This window comes from Spirosoma luteolum, assembly GCF_054778875.1.
Genome location: NZ_BAAGZE010000005.1, coordinates 621,391 through 638,232 on the forward strand (window position 1 = coordinate 621,391; position 16,842 = coordinate 638,232).

15 protein-coding genes are annotated in these 16,842 nt (G+C 59.0%); all 15 read left to right on the top strand.

What is annotated here, in order from left to right:
* The first annotated feature begins 48 nt into the window (after positions 1–48).
* The 15 genes from ACYVAC_RS10225 (at position 49) to ACYVAC_RS10295 (ending at position 16,841) form a co-directional block, all read left to right on the top strand.
* Positions 49–1,137, top strand: coding sequence for a DegT/DnrJ/EryC1/StrS family aminotransferase (locus ACYVAC_RS10225; protein WP_461097539.1), 1,089 nt, complete (start codon positions 49–51; stop codon positions 1,135–1,137).
* Positions 1,138–1,153: 16 nt separating this feature from the next.
* A complete protein-coding gene (locus ACYVAC_RS10230; RefSeq protein ID WP_461097604.1) occupies positions 1,154–3,268 on the top strand; it encodes an ArnT family glycosyltransferase in 2,115 nt (704 codons plus the stop codon).
* Between the two features lie 94 nt (positions 3,269–3,362).
* Positions 3,363–4,061, top strand: a complete 699-nt coding sequence (locus ACYVAC_RS10235) for a WbqC family protein (protein WP_461097541.1) — start codon at positions 3,363–3,365, stop codon at positions 4,059–4,061.
* Positions 4,062–4,121: 60 nt separating this feature from the next.
* Complete coding sequence (locus ACYVAC_RS10240; RefSeq protein ID WP_461097542.1) at positions 4,122–4,778, top strand: acetyltransferase; 657 nt, start codon at positions 4,122–4,124, stop codon at positions 4,776–4,778.
* Positions 4,779–4,819: 41 nt separating this feature from the next.
* Positions 4,820–6,007, top strand: a complete 1,188-nt coding sequence (locus ACYVAC_RS10245; protein ID WP_461097543.1) for a glycosyltransferase family 4 protein — start codon at positions 4,820–4,822, stop codon at positions 6,005–6,007.
* Complete coding sequence (locus ACYVAC_RS10250; RefSeq protein WP_461097544.1) at positions 6,008–7,126, top strand: acyltransferase family protein; 1,119 nt, start codon at positions 6,008–6,010, stop codon at positions 7,124–7,126.
* Between the two features lie 61 nt (positions 7,127–7,187).
* Positions 7,188–8,174 (top strand): glycosyl transferase, encoded by a 987-nt coding sequence (locus ACYVAC_RS10255; RefSeq protein WP_461097545.1) that lies wholly within the window; start codon positions 7,188–7,190, stop codon positions 8,172–8,174.
* 89 nt (positions 8,175–8,263) lie between these two features.
* Positions 8,264–9,211, top strand: a complete 948-nt coding sequence (locus ACYVAC_RS10260; RefSeq protein ID WP_461097547.1) for a glycosyltransferase family 9 protein — start codon at positions 8,264–8,266, stop codon at positions 9,209–9,211.
* Positions 9,208–10,041, top strand: a complete 834-nt coding sequence (locus ACYVAC_RS10265; RefSeq protein ID WP_461097548.1) for a DUF5672 family protein — start codon at positions 9,208–9,210, stop codon at positions 10,039–10,041. Before ACYVAC_RS10260 ends, ACYVAC_RS10265 begins: the two co-directional genes overlap by 4 nt.
* Positions 10,042–10,049: 8 nt before the next feature.
* On the top strand, positions 10,050–11,075 hold the full coding sequence (locus tag ACYVAC_RS10270; protein ID WP_461097549.1) for a glycosyltransferase family 2 protein: 1,026 nt from the start codon (positions 10,050–10,052) through the stop codon (positions 11,073–11,075).
* 15 nt (positions 11,076–11,090) lie between these two features.
* Complete coding sequence (locus tag ACYVAC_RS10275; RefSeq protein ID WP_461097550.1) at positions 11,091–12,122, top strand: hypothetical protein; 1,032 nt, start codon at positions 11,091–11,093, stop codon at positions 12,120–12,122.
* Positions 12,123–12,228: 106 nt separating this feature from the next.
* Positions 12,229–13,344, top strand: a complete 1,116-nt coding sequence (locus ACYVAC_RS10280; protein WP_461097551.1) for a glycosyltransferase family 4 protein — start codon at positions 12,229–12,231, stop codon at positions 13,342–13,344.
* A gap of 4 nt (positions 13,345–13,348) precedes the next feature.
* The gene (locus ACYVAC_RS10285) at positions 13,349–14,248 is read left to right on the top strand and encodes a glycosyltransferase family 2 protein (RefSeq protein ID WP_461097552.1); all 900 of its coding nucleotides are present in this window, start codon (positions 13,349–13,351) and stop codon (positions 14,246–14,248) included.
* 62 nt (positions 14,249–14,310) lie between these two features.
* Entirely contained in the window at positions 14,311–15,681 is a 1,371-nt protein-coding gene (locus ACYVAC_RS10290; protein ID WP_461097553.1) for a hypothetical protein, read from the top strand.
* A complete protein-coding gene (locus ACYVAC_RS10295; protein WP_461097554.1) occupies positions 15,681–16,841 on the top strand; it encodes a glycosyltransferase in 1,161 nt (386 codons plus the stop codon). The genes ACYVAC_RS10290 and ACYVAC_RS10295 overlap by 1 nt, the downstream gene beginning before the upstream one ends.
* The last annotated feature ends 1 nt before the right edge of the window (position 16,842 follow it).

The following is a 16,842-nucleotide window of genomic DNA, read 5'->3' on the forward strand; positions in this document are numbered from 1 at the left end:
CTTCGTATCGTCATCGCCGGGACCCTGTCTGCCAACCGACTATTCTCTATGATCAACGTCACCAAGTCATACTTACCCGACTTCGAAGAATACACGGCTCTGCTGAAAGGCGTCTGGGACCGGGTTCACCTGACGAACGACGGCCCCCTGCTGCAACGGCTCGAAGCCGAGATGAAGGCGTACCTGGGGGTGCGCAATCTGCTCATCTGTACCAACGGTACGGTGGTGTTGCAGATGGCGCTCAAAGCCCTCAACATCACCAAAGAAGTCATTACCACGCCGTTCTCCTACGTGGCCACCACAAACGTGCTGCTCTGGGAAGGCTGTACGCCGGTCTATGCCGACATCCGGCCCGATGATTTCTGCATCGACGTGCAGAAAATCGAACCGCTGATTACCGAGAACACCCAGGCCATCATGGCCACCCACGTGTACGGTAACGCCTGCCGGATCGACGAGATTCAGGCGCTGGCCGACAAATACAACCTGAAAGTGATCTACGACGCGGCCCATACATTTGGGGCCCGCTACAACGGACAGGCCATTCTGAACTACGGCGATGTAAGCACCTGTAGTTTCCACGCCACCAAAGTATTTCACAGTGTCGAAGGCGGCTGCATTGTAACCGACAACGACGATCTGGCGCTGACCCTGCGCCGGTACCGCTCGTTCGGGCACCGCAACGACGATTATTACAGCGTGGGTATCAACGCCAAAAACTCGGAAGTTCACGCGGCCATGGGCCTGTGCGTACTGCCCAAGGTTCCCGACCTGATTGCGGCCCGCAAACAGGTGTTCGAATGGTACGATGCCCGCCTGAATTTCGACAAGATCAGCCGGCCCACGCTCACCCCCGGTGTCGACTACAACTACGCTTACTATCCGGTGGTATTCAAGTCGGAAGAAACGCTGTTGCGGGTAGCCGACGCCCTTAAAGCACACGAGATAACCCCCCGGCGTTATTTCTACCCCTCGCTCAACACGCTGCCGTTTGCCGTGCCGCCGGGCGCGGGTCCGGCGCAGGCCTGCCCCGTGTCGGAATCGGTGGCGCTGCGGGTGCTGGCCCTGCCCATGTACCCCGACCTGCCGGAAGCCGATGTCGACCGGATTGCGGCCATCGTGAACGCTCATGTCTAACGCAATCGGTACCGTAATGCTCCTGACCAGTCTGACCGATAGTTTGCTGTCGATTTTTCAATTCGGGCTGACCCTTCTATTTCTGGCGTATCTGGGCTGGCTATCGGCCCGTATCAGTCGCCCTTCACTGGTCGAGTGGCTGCTCATCCTCTTCCTGCTCGGCGCGGGCAGCGTTATCCTGACCGGCTTCATTTTGTCGGCGATGTACCTCACGGCCAACGCCCTGGTCTGGTCGGTAGCGGTATTCGGTACGGCCACCGTGATCGGCATGGCCGTGCGCTGGCTGGCCGGCACTCCCCCCCCCGTGGCGGTACGGGCGCTGCTGCGCGACCGACTGCATTCCGCCCAGCGCTGGTTTACGGCCCTGCCCACCTATCAGCGGCTGCTGTTCTCGGCTATGCTGCTGAGCCTGACCATTATTGCCCTGACCAATATCCTGCTGGTGCTGTTTACCGTGCCTAACGAATGGGACAGCATGACGGGCCACCTCAACCGGGTGATGCAGTACATGCAGCGCGGGTCGATGCGGCATTTTGGCGGCACCAACTGGAACATCGATACCTATCCCAAAAGCGTTTGTACGCTCCAGATTTACGGGTTTCTGATGACGGGCCATTTCGAAAATGGCTTCAAACTGATCCACCACCTGAGTTACTGGACGGCCATCGTTGCCGTTTTCGGCATTGTGCAGCGCATAGGCCGCATCACGGCGGGCCAGTCGAATTTGTCGGCGAGTTTTTTCTGCGCGCTGGCCTACGCCCTGCTGCCCGATTTTCTGATGCAGGCCATCACCACCGAGACCGACATTGTGCTGACGGCTTACCTGAGCGTACTGATCTACCTGCTCTTTACCTACCGCGAAACCCACGACGCCCGGTATCTATACCTGGCCGGTATGGCGTTCGGTATTGCGTTTGGTCATAAAATCACGTTTGCCCTGCTGTTGCCGGCCGTATTTATGATCATGGTCTACACCGTGTTCCTGTCGGACTCGCTGGCGACCACCGTGGGGCGCACACTGCGGCTGGCGGGGGCCATCGTGGTCGGCGTCGGCCTGTGGACCCTGCCGACGGGCTACCTCAAAAATATCGAGGTATTTGGCCACCCCATCGGTCCCCCAACGGCGCTCAAACACCAGTCGGTCGAGCGGGCGGGTTCGCTGCGTAACCTGCTCGAGCAGGGTAGCCGCAACGTGGTACGCTATGGCTACGACCACGTCAACCTCGACGGCATTCGCAACGTACCGGTGGGTGCCCGTGTCAATCACATTATGCGGGAACCGCTGGTCTGGCTCGAAAACAAGCTGCACATGCGGCTCGACGAAGAAACCGACTTTTCCATTCAGCCGTTTGCGTTCGACCGGAAGTTCGTTTTCTACAATGCCAACCCCTACTGGGGCATCATCGGCTTCGGGCTTATGCTGCCGTTGCTGCTGCTGGTGCTGGTACGCTGGCTGCGGTTGACACCCCGCTTCCTCGACGATCCGTATGTGTTTATGGCGGTGGCGGTGCTGCTGCATTTCGCGGCCCTGTCGTACTCTGCCCCGTACGATCCGTTCAAAGGCCGTTATTTTATCGAAACCGGACTGCTGACGGTGCCCTTTCTGGCCCTGCTGTTTCTGAGTCCGAAGCTGTCGCTGGCCCGAACCGGCCACCCCATTGGCAAGGCCTACGTAGGACTGGTGGTCGTGCTGGGCTGTCTGTCGGCCCTGATGTCGGTCTTTCTGAATACGCGGGCGCTGCCCGTTGCCTGGACGGCACCCGATGGCAATCACTTTCCGTCGGCTTTTGCGTCGGACCGTATCCGGCAGATGACCCTCGGTCGGCCCGATATCTACACGCCTTATAAGCGCTTCGACGAACTGGTACCGGAAAACGCCACGGTGGCCCTGGGCACGATCAACGACGATTATGAGTACCCGCTCTACGGCCCCCACCTGTCGCGCCGGCTTATTGCCATCAACCCGTTCGAGCAGGGTCTGCAACCAATCCCGAAGTCGGCCGACTACCTGTTTTTCGACAAAAGCGTACTGGCACCCCAACCCGGCGACATCCGGCTGGGTACCGACACCACCATGCGCCAGTCGGTTATCGTGCCCGGCGAAGATTATTACCTGCGGAAGCTGAAATGATTGGTTTCAGGGTTAACGGTTGAGGTCTGAGGTTTTGCGACAGACGACCCTGAACGTTACACCCTAAACCCTAAACGTCAAACCACAAACCCATATGACCCTCGCCATCATGCAGCCTTACTTTCTGCCCTACATCGGCTACATGCAGCTGATGAGTGCGGTCGATACGTTTGTGCTTTACGACGATGTGGCGTTTATCAATCGGGGCTGGATCAACCGTAACCGACTCCTCATCAACGGGCAGGAACACCTGTTTACGGTGCCCCTGCGCGACGCCAGTCAGAACAAACGCATCAATGAGGTGCATCTGGCCGACGACCCCAAGTGGCGCAGCAAACTCCTGAAAACCATTGAACAGGGCTACCGGAAAGCTCCGCAGTTTGCCACCGTTATGCCCCTGGCTGAAACCCTGATCAACGTTCCCACCGACTCGATTGCCGAGCTGGTACACAGCAGCCTGGTCTCCATCAACGAGTACCTGGGTCTGACTACCCGGCTCGTAGCCTCGTCGTCGATCTACAACAACGTCGAGCTGAAGGCGCAGGAACGGATTCTGGATATCTGCCGGCAGGAAAACGCCACCCGCTACATCAACCCGATTGGCGGCATGGAGCTCTACGACAAAGAAACGTTTACGCAGGCGGGCATGACCCTCAACTTCATCAGATCGGTGCGGGCCGAGTACCCCCAGTTTAAAAACGAGTTTGTGCCCTGGCTGTCGATTCTCGACGTGCTGATGTTCAACGACAAGGACGCCACGCTGGCGCTGTTGAAAACCTACGAACTGGTCTGATCCAGTCTTATATTCGCTAAAAAACGGATCCGTTCCGGCGGGTCGATTTCCCCTCTACGTATGGCAAAGGTTATTGTTTTCGGAATAATGGACACGGCCGAGTTGGCCCACTTCTACCTCACCCACGATTCGGAGCACGAGGTGGCGGCCTTCACCGTCAGCCGCGACTACATGAACGAGCAGACCAGCTTCAAGGGGTTGCCCCTTGTTGCGTTCGAAGATGTCCAGGATTTATTCTCGCCCCGGGAGTATAAGTTTTTTGCGCCCATGACCGGCCGCAACATGAACCGCAACCGCGAGAAGATTTACCTCGATGCCAAAGCCAAAGGGTACGAGTTTATCTCCTACATCAGCTCGAAAGCCACCCTGTTCGGCAACGAAATCGGCGAGAACTGCTTTATTCTGGAAGACAACACCATCCAGCCATTCACCACGATCGGTAACAACGTGGTGCTCTGGAGCGGCAACCATATCGGCCACCACGGCCGCATCAACGACCACGTGTTCTTCACGTCGCACGTTGTCATGTCGGGCCACTGTACCATTGGCTCTTACTCGTTCTTCGGCGTCAACAGCACCATCCGCGATTACCTCAACATTGCGCAGGGTACGTTTCTGGCCATGGCGTCGGCCGTTTACAAAGACACCGAAGAGTGGGGCGTTTATCTCGGCAACCCCGGCAAAAAACTGCCCAAGCCGAGCTACGAAACGTATTGATCCGACGTGGCCCCGGCGGGCTACACAGGCCGAATTCTGCCTTGAAAACGATTCTCCTCCTTGGTCATGATGCCAACCGGGCCGGCGCTCAGCTGGTGCTGCTAAACCTGATGCGCCTGCTGCGCGAACGGGGTTATGGGCTGCATCTGCTGCTGGGCGAAGGCGGCCCGCTGCTCGACGACTACCGCGCCATCTGCCCCGTCACGCTCTGGCCCGCGCCCGAACGCTATGTGGCCGGTCCCGTTGCCGATAAGGTGTTGGGCAAGCTGGGCGTCTGGCACACGCTCTACGGACGGCAGCAAACGGCCCGGCAGCAGCAGATTCGCACCGAACTGAGCCTCGACACGGTCGATCTGGTACTGGTCAATACCGTAACGGGGAGCCATCTGTTTGCGCAGCTGGACCTGCCCGCCACCACACCCGTCGTTACGTTTGTGCACGAACTGGCCATGTCGGTGCGGATGTACACGAAGCCCGACGAGCTGGCGGCCCTGCTCCGGCGCACCAACCGGCTGCTCGCCGTTTCGACGGCCACGGCCCGGTACTACGAGCAGGAGCATGGCTTCGACCCCGCCCGCATCACGCGCTATACCCTAATCGATACACCCGCGCTGGTCGACGCGATTGCCCGGGCCCGGCAGCGCCCCGATGTATTCGACAGCCTGGGCCTGCCGCCCGACGCCCTCATCGTGGGGGGGTGTGGCAATGCCGAGTGGCGCAAAGGCAACGATCTGTTCGTGAGCCTGGCCCGGCAGGTAATCGGGCGCGCCGGTACCCAGCCCGTGCATTTTGTCTGGGTGGGTATGCCGGCGGGGCCGCTGCGGGAGGATTTACTGCTCGACATTCGCAAGGCCGGTATAGGCGACCGGGTTCACCTCATTCCGCCTACGCCCGACGTGCTGCAGTACATGCGTCGGTTCGACGTGTTTGTGCTGTGTTCGCGCGAAGACCCGTATCCGCTGGTCGTGTTCGAAGCGGGGCTCAACGGCGTACCGGTGGTTTGTTTCGACGGCGCGGGCGGCTCGCCCGAACTGGTTGAAACCGACAGCGGTTTTGTGGTGCCTTACCTCGACCTCGACGCCATGAGCAGCCGGATTCTGGACCTGCTGAACCAGCCCGCCCTGCGGCAGACCATGGGCCGGCGGCTGGGCGAGAAAATTCTGGAGCGTCACCCGGCGCGCCAGAGTGTCGATACCCTTGTTTCGCTCTTCGACCAACTCACCCGCTGAATGGACAGCCGCGCTACTCCCACCGTTCGTGTGCCGGCCGGGCACATGCCCCAGCTCGACGCCCTGCGTACGTTTGCCGTGCTGCTGGTGGTGATCTACCACTGGTTTCCAACGGGTGAAGGCATTAACCGACTGCCCAACGGAACCATTGGGGTCATGGTTTTTTTCGTGGTGAGCGGGTTTCTGATCACTCGTATTCTGCTGGGCAACCGCAACCGGATTGCGACGGGCCGCACCACGCTGGGCGATACCTACCGCAATTTCTTTATCCGGCGGGCCCTGCGCATTTTTCCGCTGTATTACCTGGTTATCACGTTTGTCTGGCTGGTGCTGCCCCAGGCATCCGACATCGATACGCATCCCCTTTACTATTACCTCTACGGCTACAACATCCTGCTGCACCAGACCGGCAACTGGTCGGATGTACTGTCGCCATTCTGGACCCTTGGGGTCGAAGAGCAGCTGTATCTGGTCTGGCCCTGGGTCGTGCTGCTGACACCCCGCCCCGTTTTCAAAACCGTGGTACTGGTACTGATTGGCATGGGTGTGCTCTTCCGGGGCATCGGCTACTTGACTGGCGATCTGGACGGCGTACTGACACCCGCCAGTTTCGACGCATTCGGGCTGGGGGCGCTGTGGGCCTGGACCGTCACGGAGCGCCCCGATACGGTTCCGACGTTTCTGTCGCGCCTGACCTGGGTAGCGGTGGCCGCGCTGGTGCTGCTGACCGCTCTGCTCCTGACCCTTCCCGGCGATCACCTGCTGATCGTGCTGTTTCAGCGGCTGCTGATTTCGGTGGTGGCGCTGTGGCTGGTAGCCCAGGCCAGCATCGGCTTCACCGGCCTCCCGGGGGCCGTGCTCAACAACGGCGCCCTGCAGTACATTGGCCGCATCAGCTACGGCATCTACGTATTTCACATGCTGGTGCCGGGTTTTGCGGTGCCGCTGCTGCTACGGATCAGCAACCGGCTGGGGGTGAACCTGGTGCTCGGCTACTGGTCGCACCGGCTGGTTAGTCTGGCCATTCTGCTGGTGCTGGCAACGCTTTCGTGGTACCTGTTCGAGAAACCCATCAACGGCCTTAAACGCTACTTTGCCTACGGGCCACCCGCTAAGTAAGCCGGTGCCCGGCCGGGCCGGGCTTTTAATTCGGCGGTCGTCACGCTATCTTTACTCTCGTATGACTCTTGCGTTTACGATCTGTTCAATCAATTACCTGGCTCAGGCCCGCACCCTGGGCGACTCCCTTCGCCAAACCAACCCCGACTACACCTTCGTGATCGGGCTGGTCGATAAGCTGAGCGTGGCGAATCTCCCCCCCGACCTGGTGCCCGATTATCCCATGCTGGAAATCGACCAGATCGGCATTCCGGATTTTGCGGCCATGTGCGACCGCTACGACATTACAGAGCTGAACACGGCCGTTAAACCGTTTTACATCGACTATTTCTACCGGACACGACCCGAGGCCACGGCGGTCATTTACTTCGACCCCGACATCATTGTGTTTCAACCCCTGACCCGGCTAAACGACGCCCTGACCCGGCACAGCCTCGTGCTGACGCCACATACCTGCTCGCCCACCCCCGACTGGGAGCGGCCCAACGAACAGCACCACCTCAACACCGGCATTTTCAACCTTGGTTTTATTGGCCTGCGGGCCGATGCCGAAGCCCGGCAGTTTATCGGTTGGTGGAAAGAGCGGCTGGTTTATGAATGCCGCATCGACCTCTGCGAAGGTCTGTTCGTCGATCAGCACTGGGTCAATTTCGCGCCGGTTTACCACCGGTCTGTCTGCATCGAAAAACACCTGGGCTATAACGTAGCCTACTGGAACCTGCACGAGCGCCCCATGCACCAGCAGCCCGATGGCACCTGGGTGGCCGGCGAGGGCGATGTGCTCCAGTTTTTCCATTACAGCGGTTATAACCCGTTCAAACCCGACGACATCTCGAAGTACCAGACCCGCTACACCTTTGCGCAGCGGCCCGATGTCAAACCCCTGTTCGATCTGTACTGCCAGCGGCTGCTGGCCAACGCCAATGAACAGTATCGGCAGTACCCCTGCATCTACATCAAACCCCCGGCATTAAAACGGTACCAACGCGTACGCAAAGCCCTGCGCACGCCGATCAACCGACTGATTGCCCTGTTAGAGACAACCTGATTATGACTGACTGGTCGCGAACACGGACCCTATGGACGTACCGATACCATAAATACTCCCATATTTTCGGCAAGTTCCGGAGCGTTGCCATGCGCACCCTGGACCTCCGCCGGATGAAAGCGCTGGCGGGCAATCGCCCCTTTATCGCCATCATCCTGTCCGAACAGATGGGGGATATTATTGCCTGCGAACCCGTTATCCGGGCCGTGCGCGAACGCTATCCCAACGGTTATCTGGTGTGGTTTGTGCGCAAACCTTACGTCGAGCTGGTCCAACACCACCCCGACCTGGATAATTACCTGACCGAAACCTGCCCCAGTCAGCGGATGTGGTTATTGAAACTGAACACGTTCGATGCGGTCTTCAACATGCATATTTCGCACCGCAAGTGTAAATACTGCCCCGAAGACATTGTCAACCCCACGGCCGACGCCATCAACCTGACCTTCGACAATTACTACAACCGGGGCGACCTGCTTTATATGTTCTCGCAGGCAGCCGGCCTGCCTGCCCTTACCGACGAGCCCCGGATGCATATTCCGGCCTCGGTGAAGCAGCGCATTGCCGACCGTAACCTACCCAAAGCCCCTATCGTAATCCACTGCCAGTCGAGCCACGTGGCCCGCGACTGGCCCGCCGGTAACTGGAACCGACTGGTGGAGTGGCTGCTGGCCACCTACAACGTCCCGGTTATCGAGATTGGCCTGCAGTCGATGGTAACCGTGCAGGACTCCCGTTTTATTAACCTGTGTGGTCAGCTAAGCCTGCTGGAGACGGCCACGGTCATTGGATCGGCCCGGCTCTTTATCGGCATCGACAGCGGCCCGGCCCACATGGCCAACGCCACCGGCCGCGAGGGGGTTATTCTGCTGGGACAGCTGTTCGACTTTGTCGATTACCTGCCCTACTCAGGGCGCTACAAACGGGGCGAAGGCGTTACCATCCTGAATAACTTTGGCCATCCCTGCGCCGAGTTACCGTATGACTGGGTGCAGCATGCCGTGCAGAAACACCTCGACCAACCACTAGCCGCATGAACCCTACCCCCACCCAGCCGGTCAGTGTCAACGTGGTGATTCCGGTGTATAAACCGCAGCTGACCCCGTACGAACAGATTGCCCTCACGCAATGCATGCGCGTGCTGGGTCACTACCCGGTTGTGCTGGCCGCCCCTCAATCCCTCGATCTGACGGCCTACCGGGCCCTGTACCCAAACCTGACTGTGCGTACGTTCGACGATCGGTACTTCACCAACATTCAATCGTACAATCAGTTAATGCTATCGACGGTTTTTTACGAAGCCTTTACCGACCAGACGTATATGCTGATCTACCAGCTCGATGCGTTTGTCTTTCAGGACGATCTGGCCGACTGGTGTAGTCGCGGTTACGATTACATTGGCGCTCCCTGGCTCCGCGACTGCGACTTTAGCGGCTGGCGCGACGAAGCCTGGTTTAATCTGAAAAAACAGGCAGCGACCCTTCTCGATCTGAAAAAAACCGATGGCGTGACCCCCCGGGAAATCGTAAGTCAGAACGCTGTAGGCAACGGCGGCTTTTCGCTGCGCCGGGTGCCGTCCATGCTACAGGTACTGGGGCGTTTTCGTCGGAAAATTGCGCAGTATGAACAAAACCACACCTATCACTTTAACGAAGACGCGTTCTGGGGAATCGAAGTCAATCGATACTGGCCCCAGCTACGTATTCCATCCTTCCGCACAGCCCTCCGCTTCAGTGTAGAGTTCTTTCCCGAACGGGCTGTTGACTATTATAACCAGGGGCAGTTGCCTTTCGGATGTCATGCGTGGGATATTCATGGTACAGCCTACTGGCGCCCGATTTTCGCGCGGTATGGCTACCAAATTTGATCGTTAGAATGACAACTCCGGCTAGACCGAAACTATCTGTAGCGCTCTGCACCTATAATGGTGAAGCTTACCTGGCTTCGCAGTGGCAAAGCGTGGTCGATCAGCAGCTGCTGCCCGACGAAGTAATTGTTTGTGACGACCGCTCCACCGACGGTACCGTTGCGCTGCTGCACCAGCTGGCGGCCAGTGCCCCCTTCGACGTGCGCATCTTGGTCAACGAAGCGCAGTTGGGCTACAACAAGAATTTTGAAAAGTGCCTTTCGGCCTGCACCGGCGATCTGATTTTTATCTGCGATCAGGATGATTTTTGGTTTCCGGAAAAAATCCGGAAAATGACCGATTTTATGCTGGCCAGCCCCGACACGCTGCTCGCCTTCTGCGACGCCTGGGTGGTCGACGAAAACCTGACCGAACGTCAGAGCCGGTTCTGGCCCTGGGTACGCTTCGACGAAGCAACCCGGGCGCGATGGGCGGGTGGCGATATGATGGACGTGATGCTCGATGGTAACCGGGTGATGGGCTGCGCAACCGTTATGCGCCGGGCCCTGCTGGATAAAGCCCTGCCCATTCCGGCCCAGGTGCCCGGCTATATCTACGACGGCTGGATTGGCCTCGTGGCGACGGCCTACCTGTCGGCCAAATTCGTGGATGAGCCCCTTCAGCTCTACCGCACGCACACCCAGCAACAGGTAGGCATTAAGTCGAAAGCCAGTTTACTCGACCGGATCCGGCTACGCGACCGTTTCGTCCGCAGCCGGCGTGTGAAGCTGGCTCCCCTGCGGGAGAAACAGGCGCAGCTGGCCACCATCAATCAACTGCTGTCGGAACGAATCCCGGCTACGGCGCCGGGCATGCCGCAGCTGCACCGGCGCCTGGCCCATTACACAATGCGCAGCTGCCTGCCCCGCGATCGGTTCCGGCGCGTACAGCCAGTACTGGTCAGTTTGCGGCAGGGCGATTACAAACGGTATGCCGACGTATCGGCCAACTGGTATGCGCCCTATCTGGCGGCCTTGGGTGATATGTTTGAATAACCTAGTTTTGCGCCTGTGCTGTTAACCATCTGTTCGATTTCTCAATTGCCACAGGCGCTTGCCCTGGCGGCCAGTTATATAACCCACCAGCCGACCCGTGCAACCGATCATCCGGATGTGGTGATCGGACTGGTCGACGAGCTGGCCCAGTTGCCGGCCGACGTAGCCATCCCGTACCCGATTATTGCACTGGGTGAGCTCTACCCGGCCGATCGGCTCGCCCGGCTGTCGGCGCAGTACAGTCCGGTCGAGTTGGCAGGTGCCTGCAAACCCCGCTTTATCCGGGAGGTGTTCCGGCGGTATCCGACGGTCTCGCAGCTGCTCTATGCCGATCCAAACGTGCTGTTTCTGCACAGCGTGACCGCCCTGTTTACGGCCCTGGCGGGCCAGACGCTGCTCCTCACCCCCCACCTCCTCCAGGCTCCCGGCGACACCGGACCCCGGTCAGACCAGTGGCCTGATGAGAAAGCACTGCAGAATGTGGGCCTCTACAGCGCCGATTTTCTGGCCTTGGGCCGCTCGACCGAAACCGACCGGTTGCTCGACTGGTGGATCGACCGGGTCGAAGAACGTGCTTACATCGACTACTGCGAGGGCCTATGCACCGACCAGATCTGGCTCATGCATACCCCCGTTTTTTTCAGTGGTGTGCAGATCATTCATGATCCTGCCTGGCACGTTGCGCTCTGGAATCTACCCCAGCGCCGGCTCAGAGCCAGCGGTACTGGCTGGCAGCTGACCGACACCCAGCAGCCCGTACTATTTGCCAACCTGAAGGGCCTTTACCAGCCCAACGAGGGATTTTTCCCCTACCAAACCCGGTTTCGCCTGGCGACCCGACCCGATGCCCAAGCGCTGCTCACCGCCTACCGCCAGCAGGTAGCCGCTACGGGCCTGGCGCGGCTCGCATCGATCAGGCCCGCCTATGGAGCGCGTCCGGTAGTCCCCATCGTGCGGGGCTGGCGCCGGTCGGCCGCGCAGGCACTGCGGTCGGTCAATGGCTGGATCACCGCCGTCGACCTGCCCCGTCTGCCCGGTTTCCGGTAGCACAGTCCGACCCGGTCGATTAGCGCAGTTTTGCTAATTAATCGTACTTTTACGGCCTGAATTCTAAAAAAAATACAAACTCAATCAGGATCAGCGGGTCCCACTCATGACTGTTTTATACGATCATCAGTGCTTCACAGGAGCGACATACGGCGGAGTTTCGCGGTATTTTTTCGATCTGATGCGCCACTACGTCAACCGGTCCGACATTCAGTTTGAGCTGTCGCTACTGCTGTCCAACAATGAGTACCTGCGTCAGCAGTCGTTCAGCCGGCACTGGCGCTACCGGCCGCTGGCCCATCAGCGCAACGTCAACCGGGCAGCCTCGCTGCTCAACCGGCAGTTCAGCCTGCGCCGGATAAAGGCAGGGCATTACGACGTCTTTCACCCTACCTATTACCATCGTTACTTCCTGAATGCCCTGGGCCGTAAGCCCTTTGTACTGACCTTTCACGACGCCAGCAGCGAGCGCTTTGGCGATAAATACCCCGAGCTGGGCGCCGGCCTCTACGAAACCAAAAAGATTCTGCTGGCCCGGGCCGATGCCGTGATTGCCGTTTCGCAGTTTACGAAAGACGAAATTCTGCGGTTCTTTTCAGTCGACCCGGCCAAGATTCACGTGGTGCCGCTCAGCACGTCGATGGGCGAGTTAACGACCTCGGCCGCGCTGGCTCATCAGCCCAAATTGCCTTACCCCTACCTGCTTTTTGTGGGCAAACGCGACCTGTACAAAAACTTCACCGGCTTTTTTCGGGCGCTGACCCCAGTGATGGCCCAACACCCCGATCTTCGGCTGGTCTGCGCGGGGGGCGGCTCGTTCAGTGCGGCCGAACAGGCGCTGTTTCGCAACGCGCAGCTGACCGACCGGGTGGTGTATGCGCCTATCGCGAGCGATCTGACCCTGCTACACCTCTACCAGCATGCGCAAGCGTTCGTTTTTCCGTCACTTAATGAAGGGTTCGGCATTCCGGTACTTGAAGCCTTTGCCGGTCAGTGTCCGGCCATTCTGAGCGAACGGAGTTCCCTGCCCGAAGTAGCGGGGCCAGCAGCCGTTTACTTCGATCCCGAGCGCGAGGAGTCTATAACCGACGCCATCGGCCGGGTAGTCGGTAACGATACGCTCCGGGCCGAGCTGGTTCGGCTGGGTACCGAACGACTTACCCATTTTTCGGGGCAGAAAACGGCCGAACAGACCCTGGCTGTCTACCAATCCTTACGCTAATCCCATGCCCGCATCTCCCGACCGGCTTCGTCCGTTTGTTACTCAGCCTGTTTCGGCCGCTCCCCGGTCCGACAACCGGGCCTACCCGAAGCTGACCGTTGTTACGCCATCGTTCAATCAGGCCGAGTACCTCGAGCGGACCATTCTCAGCGTGCTCAACCAGGGCTACCCCAACCTCGAATACCTGATCATCGACGGGGGCTCGACCGATGGGAGTCTCGACATCATCCGGAAATATGAGCCTTGGCTGGCCGGCTGGGTCAGTGAGAAAGACCGCGGCCAGACCGACGCCATTAACAAAGGGTTTCGGATGGCTACCGGCGACTACGTGGCCTTTCAGAACTCCGACGACATTTTTGCGCCCAATGCGCTGGCCCTCGTAGCCGAGGCCTGGCGGCAGGCCCCCGAAACAGGCGTTTTTTTCGGTGACATGTATATCATCGACGAGCAGGACGTTATACTGGAAGAAATGCGGGCTCCGGCTTTCTGCGCCGAATGCCAGATTTACGAGGGCATGCAGGTCTTCAACCAGTCGCTGTTCATCCGGCGCACGCTGCTCGACACCTACGGGCTGCTCGACGAGAGCCTGCGCTTCGTGATCGATTACGAGATTATCGCCCGGCTGGGTGTACAGCCCGACGTTACGTTTCGGCACATCGACGGGTTCTGGGGGGGCTTCCGGGTGCAGCCCGCGGCCAAATCGTCGACCATTGCGGCTACGGTTGGCGTACAGGAACACAGCCGGATTCGGGATAAGTATCAGCCTCAACTCCGCTCGTCGCTGGGGAGCTGGTTCTGGAATCGCTACTGCCGGCTCCGCAAACTAACGGCTTTTGCCCTGCAGGGCGAATGGGGCTATATTCGGCACCGGCTTAGCCTGCGGCAGGCGCGGAACCGTCGCTGACCCCCCGCTCCGCTCAACGCGTCTTTTTTATTGCAGCGGTACACCAGTACCGACCCAGCTATATGACAAAGTTTATCAAGCTTCTGGAGACAATCAACCTGATGCGCCTGGTCGTGGGCATCTGTATCCTTGTGGATGGCTATCCGTTGATTTTCTTTGTTCGGGAAACCCTGAAAGTAGCCCCGGGCAGCACGGTCTTCACCGCATCGGTGTTTGCTTTCGGCCTGATTCTGATGGTGCCGTTTACGGTACTGCGCCGGCTCTACCGGCCCAACATGCGCATGTTCTGGATGGGCATCGGTTTCATTACCCTCTGCATCCTCTACATGTTTCTCTACCTGGGCGATCCGGGCTTCAGGGACTATGGTAAAGACATGATTTACTTTACCTACGCCATTCTGTTTCTGTTTCTGCTCATCAACATTCCGAACGACATTATCCGGGTCTTTATACCGGTGGTCGTACTCTTTACGCTGGTGTCGAATCTGGGGCTGATCTACTCGCTGATCACCAACCCCTCGTGGGCCATCGGGCAGCGCGCTACCATCACCCTGGGTACCGACGACGACGGTGGGAACCCCCACGTGTTTTCCCGTAATGCCTTCATGGGCGTGGTGGCCTGTGCGATCTGGATGCTGCGTTCCGACACCAATATCCTGTTCCGGCTGCTGTCGTTCTTTTCGCTGATTATCAATCTGGCCGTACTGGTACTGACCCAGACGCGCTCGTCGATTCTGGCGCTGATAATGGCCTTCGTGCTGTTTCTGACCTTCAACGTACGGCCGGCCCAGATCAAGTCGCTGGTGCGGAGTCTGTTCAGGCCCGTTACAATCGTGGTGGTGCTGGTTGGCTTTGCCGTACTCAGTGTTTTTCTGCGCAAATACTATGACGTCTATGGCGTGCTGTATGGCTACGTGATGGGCTTTGCCGAACGAAACCTGGAAAACATTTATGCCCTGCTCGGCCTGAAAGTAAAAGGGGCCGGCTATCAGGCTACGCTCGACGACTCGGCCGCCAACCGCTCGGTCAGTGCGCTGTTTTTCTCGAACGTACTGACGGGGCATATTCACATGCTTATTCTGGGCTTTGGCTACAAATACCTGTACCTCGACGTACCTATTCTGGAATCGCTGACCAACATGGGCATTCTGGGTTTCGGTTTGTTTGGCGGCCTCAATGCCCTCTGTTTCTACCACGGTCTGGGCATCATGCGCACCAACCCAAACCAGTTGAGTGTCTTTCTGGCGTATTTCTACATGCTCATCTTCGTGGCCGCCTTTACCGGCGGGCGACCGAACGAAATATCCTTTCTGATTCCGCTTGCCATGATGATCCGTTTCATGGGCGTCGAGCACCTCTTTCCCGACCGCGTTTCCGACAACCGGCACCCGGCCGTTACCACTGCCATCGACGTTGTTCCCAGTCCTGCCTGATGCGTATTCTGATTGTGCATAACCTGCTGTGGGCACACTACAAAGCCAGTGTGTTCGAAGCCCTGCAACAGATCGTCGATCAGCAGCCCGATGTTACCCTGAAGGTGTTACAGCTGGCGCGCAACGAGCGGTCGCGGGCGGGGATGGAAACCGATCAGGCCGCCCCCGTTTACCGGTATACCTACGAGCTGCTCTTCGACCGGTTTCTGGAAGACGTGCCGGTGGTGGAGCGTACCCGTACGTTGCTGCGTCGCGTGGCGGCCTTTAAACCCGACGTGATTAACCTCACCGGCTATTACGACCCGGCGCAGGTAGCGGTGCTGCTGTGGGCCAGAGCCCGGGGCATTCCGGTAGTGATGCAGAACGAAAGCACCACGGCCGACAACCGGCGGGGGGGCTGGAAAGAAACCCTCAAGCGCCGGATCATTGGCCTGTGCAGCGGCTTTTTCTGCTTCGGCAACCGCTCGGCCGATTACCTGCTTAGCCTCGGCGTACCGGCCCACAAGATCCTGCTGCGCAAAAATGCGGTCGACAACCGCACCATCCGGCAAGTGTATGACCAGGCCCTGCCCACGCGCCCCATCCGGCAACAGCAACTGGGACTGCCGCCCAACAATTTTATCTACATCGGCCGGCTCATCGGCATCAAAAACCTGCCCACGCTACTCGATGCCTTTGCGCAGGCCCGCCAGCTGGCGTCTGCCGCTCCTGCCTGGGGTCTGGTGCTGCTCGGCGATGGCGCCGACCGACCAGCCCTACTGGAGCAGATTGCCCGGCTGGGCCTGGCAGACGTGGTGTCGATTCAGGCGCCGATGCCCTGGTACCGCGTACCCGAACTGATGGCGTTGAGCAATGTGCTGGTGCTGCCCAGCCTGTCGGAACCCTGGGGACTGGTGGTCAACGAGGCTATGGTTTGTGGACTGCCGGTGCTCGTATCGAACCAGTGCGGCTGCGTGCCCGATCTGGTCGACGATGGACAGACCGGCTTTGTGTTCGACCCGAACGATGTAACAGCCCTGGCCGGCCACATGGCCGATTTTATGAATAACCGGGTCGACGTACCGGCCATGCGGGCCGCTGTCGAACGTCGGATTGCGCCCTATGCACCCGAGGCCGTTGCCCGGGAAATGCTGGCCGGGTTTAGGAAAGTCACCGCCTAAC

Coding starts and splice junctions, on each gene's coding strand:
- ACYVAC_RS10290 (WP_461097553.1), top strand. CDS start 14,311: ATGACAAAGTTTATCAAGCTTCTGGAGACAATCAACCTGATGCGCCTG.
- ACYVAC_RS10250 (WP_461097544.1), top strand. CDS start 6,008: ATGGACAGCCGCGCTACTCCCACCGTTCGTGTGCCGGCCGGGCACATG.
- ACYVAC_RS10270 (WP_461097549.1), top strand. CDS start 10,050: ATGACAACTCCGGCTAGACCGAAACTATCTGTAGCGCTCTGCACCTAT.
- ACYVAC_RS10255 (WP_461097545.1), top strand. CDS start 7,188: ATGACTCTTGCGTTTACGATCTGTTCAATCAATTACCTGGCTCAGGCC.
- ACYVAC_RS10235 (WP_461097541.1), top strand. CDS start 3,363: ATGACCCTCGCCATCATGCAGCCTTACTTTCTGCCCTACATCGGCTAC.
- ACYVAC_RS10280 (WP_461097551.1), top strand. CDS start 12,229: ATGACTGTTTTATACGATCATCAGTGCTTCACAGGAGCGACATACGGC.
- ACYVAC_RS10265 (WP_461097548.1), top strand. CDS start 9,208: ATGAACCCTACCCCCACCCAGCCGGTCAGTGTCAACGTGGTGATTCCG.
- ACYVAC_RS10230 (WP_461097604.1), top strand. CDS start 1,154: ATGCTCCTGACCAGTCTGACCGATAGTTTGCTGTCGATTTTTCAATTC.
- ACYVAC_RS10295 (WP_461097554.1), top strand. CDS start 15,681: ATGCGTATTCTGATTGTGCATAACCTGCTGTGGGCACACTACAAAGCC.
- ACYVAC_RS10260 (WP_461097547.1), top strand. CDS start 8,264: ATGCGCACCCTGGACCTCCGCCGGATGAAAGCGCTGGCGGGCAATCGC.
- ACYVAC_RS10240 (WP_461097542.1), top strand. CDS start 4,122: ATGGCAAAGGTTATTGTTTTCGGAATAATGGACACGGCCGAGTTGGCC.
- ACYVAC_RS10225 (WP_461097539.1), top strand. CDS start 49: ATGATCAACGTCACCAAGTCATACTTACCCGACTTCGAAGAATACACG.
- ACYVAC_RS10285 (WP_461097552.1), top strand. CDS start 13,349: ATGCCCGCATCTCCCGACCGGCTTCGTCCGTTTGTTACTCAGCCTGTT.